Source organism: Photobacterium sp. OFAV2-7, from assembly GCF_022347985.1.
Lineage (GTDB): Bacteria > Pseudomonadota > Gammaproteobacteria > Enterobacterales > Vibrionaceae > Photobacterium.
Window position 1 is genome coordinate 1 of the sequence record NZ_JAKRFQ010000420.1, and the last position, 4,330, is coordinate 4,330.

Annotated in this window: 5 protein-coding genes; all 5 read right to left on the bottom strand. The window is 48.5% G+C overall.

Features of this window, described 5'->3' with window-relative positions:
* Positions 1-176: 176 nt before the first annotated feature.
* Positions 177-1,145, bottom strand: coding sequence for a TAXI family TRAP transporter solute-binding subunit (locus tag MHN01_RS18070; RefSeq protein WP_239412613.1), 969 nt, complete (start codon positions 1,143-1,145; stop codon positions 177-179).
* A gap of 140 nt (positions 1,146-1,285) precedes the next feature.
* Positions 1,286-2,182 (bottom strand): DMT family transporter, encoded by an 897-nt coding sequence (locus MHN01_RS18075; protein WP_239412614.1) that lies wholly within the window; start codon positions 2,180-2,182, stop codon positions 1,286-1,288.
* A 131-nt stretch (positions 2,183-2,313) separates the two neighbouring features.
* The gene (cdd, locus tag MHN01_RS18080; RefSeq protein WP_239412615.1) at positions 2,314-3,201 is read right to left on the bottom strand and encodes a cytidine deaminase; all 888 of its coding nucleotides are present in this window, start codon (positions 3,199-3,201) and stop codon (positions 2,314-2,316) included.
* A 205-nt stretch (positions 3,202-3,406) separates the two neighbouring features.
* Positions 3,407-4,084, bottom strand: coding sequence for a CidB/LrgB family autolysis modulator (locus MHN01_RS18085; protein ID WP_239412617.1), 678 nt, complete (start codon positions 4,082-4,084; stop codon positions 3,407-3,409).
* A gap of 2 nt (positions 4,085-4,086) precedes the next feature.
* Positions 4,087-4,330, bottom strand: a 244-nt coding sequence (locus MHN01_RS18090) for a CidA/LrgA family protein (RefSeq protein ID WP_239412616.1), incomplete at its 5' end; no start/stop codon positions are given.

Genomic DNA, 4,330 nt, shown 5'->3' on the forward strand with positions numbered 1-4,330 from the left:
GATCTAGAAGGCGCACTGGGCGTTCGCTACCGCTTCTAAGTGGATTTGAGTTACTACAAACTAAAAAGGCTGGAGTATCCAGCCTTTTGTCGTTTTAGTGCTTGTGCCGTGAATACTTTTACCGTGTTTAAGTTGCATTCTGTGACGCCGTCACAAGCGGTGTTCTACTGCTAACCCTATTTTATGAGTTTTGCTTCCTGGTAGTACTGCTTGGCACCATCATGAAGCGGCGCAGACAAGCCATCTTTGACCATTTCTTCTTTCTTCAGGTTGGCGAAAGCCGGGTGAAGCTTACGGAAGGTATCAAAGTTGGTAAACACGGATTTGACGACTTGATAAATCAGGGCTTTGTCTGTCTTAGCCGATGAAACAAACGTAGCTCCGACACCAAAGGTTTTCACATCATTGGCAGACCCTTTGTACATCCCACCGGGTACTGTTGCGACACGATAAAAGTCATTCTCGGCAATCAGTTTGTCGACCACTGGCCCTGCCACTTCGACAATCACGCTGTCACAGGATGTAGTGGCTTCCTTGATCGCACCGCTAGGGTGGCCAACGGTATAGATCATCGCATCGATTTTGTTGTCACAAAGGGCTTTAGATTGCTCGGATGCCTTCAACTCGGAAACCAGTGCGAAGTCTTTATTCGTCCAGCCAAGGGCTTTCATCAGTACTTCCATCGTTCCTCGCTGGCCGGAGCCTGGGTTGCCGATGTTAACGCGTTTCCCCTTTAAATCCATGAAGGTCTTAATCCCGGAGTCGGTTCTGGCGACAACGGTAAATGGTTCTGGGTGAATAGAAAAAACCGCACGAAGTGATTTGAAAGGGCCGTTATCGGCAAATTTGCTGGTTCCGTTGTAGGCGTGGTATTGCCAGTCTGACTGAGCTATCCCCAGATCAAGCTCACCGGCCCGAATTGTGTTGATGTTATAAATTGACCCGCCGGTACTTTCTACCGAACAACGGATGCCGTGAGCTTCACGGTCTTTGTTGACCAAACGGCAAATGGCGCCACCAGTGGGATAATACACACCAGTAACGCCACCTGTCCCTATGGTGATAAATGACTCTGCGTGTGCCGTGATTGAAAAGAGCAAAGAAATAAGGCTAAGAAAAAGAGACGCTAAACCAAGTTGCTTCATATCAGGTTCCTCTGAGTAACAAATTTCTCCGTACGATTGAAAAGTATAGAAGAGATACCGTAACTCACTCAGTTTCTTCGTAATAATGAGTAGGCAGGAAAAAGAAAATCCCCGACGGGGCGGGGATTTGGTAGGAATGATTACGCCGCTTCGCTGTTGACGACAGCTTTCTTATTCTCCCATTGAGTAATAAAAGCAACGGAAGCGATGATGATAGCTGCACCAAGCCATAGACGGCCCGGCGGTACCCAGCCAAAGACAATCCAGCCGGCCAGTACGTTCAAAGGAAGCTTGGCATGGTCAAACGGCTGAACGAATGAGGCATCGGCAACCGCGTAGGCTTTGGCAATTGACCACTGGGCCAGTGCAGTCAGCAATCCTGCTCCTGCAAGCAGCACCCATGTCAGCCCGCTTGCAGGCATAGTAAAGTCCGGTACCGCAAGAAACAGGTTGAATGGCGTGATCAGAATCAGCAGGTAGACAACCATCGTCGTTGGTGAGTCATCGACAGACATTTTTTTTACCATCAGTGAATAGCAGGCCCAGAAGAACGCAGCACCAACAGGTAGCAACGATGCCCAACTGAACGAGTCGGCCCATGGCTCAAGGATGATCATCGCACCAACGAAGCCCGCCAAGGTAGCAGCCCAACGTGCAATACCGACTTTCTCTTTCAGGAACAACCCAGAACCGATAGTGGCAAACAACGGCGAGGTCATAAGCAGCGCAATACCCTGCCAGATAGGCACCGGATAGGCGAGTGCCCACAGCCAGAGCTGAATACCAATCACTGAAAGGAACACGCGTAAACAGTGCATCCCAAAGTGTTTGGTTTGCAGCGCCTGCCGTAGCCCCAGGCTTCTTAACCAAGGAAAAATGGCGATAAGGGCAATGAAATATTGAATAAGTGCAACAGTGGTTGAGGGCAGGTGAAGCATGACACTCAAGTACTGAGCCAAGCTGTTGACGATAGCAAATGCAAGCCCTGCGGTTAGCATCCAGCTGGCGCCCTGGAGCGGATTGTGGTGATGAGACATGGGTAATACTATCAGTACAGGTAATAAAATCTTACGGCATCATACCCCTGCATACGAGAGGATGAAACTGATTTAAAAAGAAAAACCGCCATTCGGCGGTTTTAGGATAGTCAGATTATGCTGCGCTGCTGTTAAGCCGCTACATAAGTAAGAGGTACATCTGGGTTCAGCGCTTCCAAGGTGTTTTGGGTATCTGCCAGATGGCTGATGGTGCTGTCTGATTTTTCTACCAGTGCTGCTTCTTCAATGTCTGAAAGCGGGTAGCCAGCCATGTTCATGTTAACCAGTGCAACCTGAAGCGGTGGCAGGCTTGGGTTGAACGCTGCGTTCTCGGCATACTTACCAATGAAGGTTTTACCGTCTTTGGCTTTTAGTGCAACACCACTGAAGTTCTTGGTGTATGGTGCGTGAGAACCGTTGGCTGCCGCACAGGCTTCTTTAATCAATGCTTCGGTCGCATCGGTTTTCAAGCCATGGTCAACTTTAGCCAACAGGGCATCAGTAATGTTCAGATCGGCAGGGCCGAATGACTCAGGCAAGTATTCCTGAAGCTTTTTCGCTGCGCGCTCAGGTAGCTGGACAACCAGGCTCTGTGCGGTAGTCAGCTCGTTCATGAACTGGCGACAGTGACCACAAGGGCTGTAGTTAATGGTGATATCAGAAATTCCTCTTTCACCCTTCACCCAGGCATGGCTGATTGCAGACTGTTCGGCGTGAATGGTTTGCGACAGAGAAGCACCGACGAATTCCATGTTAGCGCCAAAGTAAAGGCGACCAGATTCACCGCGAACAATAGCACCGACGAAGAAGTTGGAAATCGGAGCAACGGAATAGGCAGCAGCAAGAGGAAGCAGAGCAACACGCAGTTCACTGTCCGTCATCTGTGTTTTAGCAAGTAGCTGTTCGAATACTTCTGGGCTCAAAGTTGCATCAAAGTTTGCATCTTCTAAAACAGGCTTAATTGCAGTCGCCAGATCAGAGGGTAAAGTGCCTAAAGCATCCATCACTTTAGTATGCATGAGTGTTACTCCGTATTGTGTATGGAGAAACATTGTAGGCGTAGTGATTAATTTCATGTGTGACCTTTGTCACAGATACATAATCATCGTTACATGCATTACATAAATGAGAGTGGTGTCACACAGATTTTAATTTTCACGCCTTTATTTATCAACAAGTTAACTATGTATTCGATTACCTGCATATATTGTGAATACTAATGTCCTAGCTGAATAGCTTTAAGATTAGTGGAAAAATGGCCGGTGCAAGGATAGATGTCATTACACCGCAGATAACAAGCGCCAACGAACTGAATGCACCATCCTGATAGTTTTCTTCCGCAGCTTTTGCCGTTCCGAGGGCATGGGATACTGTCCCCATGGTCAGTCCTTTTGCAATAGGGGCTTCAATGCCCACTAACCGAAATAGCGGGTAACCCAATACCGCGCCGAACAAACCCGCAATAATCACCATAATGGCGGCAATCGCCGGAACACCGCCAATCTGCTCAGAAATCGCCATTGCGATAGGCGTAGTGACAGATTTAGGTAGAATACTTGCCGTTAGCTGAGGGTCGGCACCAAGCGACAGAGCAATGCCGGCTCCGGTTAGCATCGACAGTACGCTTCCAGCCAGGCATGCGGTGAAGATGACTTTCCATTTTTGTCTGATTTGGGACAGCTGTTCGTAGAGGGGAAATGCCAGTGCGACGACAGCAGGCTCAAGCAGCGCGTTCAGCCATTTGTTTTGTTCGAAATAGGTCTCGTATGGCACGTTCAACCATACCAGCAGAGGAATAATTACAAGCAGGCAGATCAACAGCGGGTTGACGATAGGGTGCTGAATGTACTTTGAAATATACCGGGCAAGATAGAAAACAATTAATGTTGTAGCCAACCAGATCATTATTTTTCCTTGTAGTGAGTCGCCACGCCAATAACCAGAAAGACAATCAGGCTGCTGCCAATGGTGCTGAGTAAAATCGGTAAGGTGTTTGCGGAGAGTAAATCAAGATAGTTCATCAGGCCGACGCCAACAGGAACGAAGAGCAAGGCCATGTGGCGAATGAGCAAATGGCAGCCTTCTTTCGCCCAACTGGAAGGGATGAGCCCCATTGAGAGCACAATGAATAGAAGCAACATGCCGATG

Excerpts from the sequence above, each read along its gene's own strand:
- MHN01_RS18070 (WP_239412613.1), bottom strand. The coding sequence starts at position 1,145 with ATGAAGCAACTTGGTTTAGCGTCTCTTTTTCTTAGCCTTATTTCTTTG.
- MHN01_RS18075 (WP_239412614.1), bottom strand. The coding sequence starts at position 2,182 with ATGTCTCATCACCACAATCCGCTCCAGGGCGCCAGCTGGATGCTAACC.
- cdd (WP_239412615.1), bottom strand. The coding sequence starts at position 3,201 with ATGCATACTAAAGTGATGGATGCTTTAGGCACTTTACCCTCTGATCTG.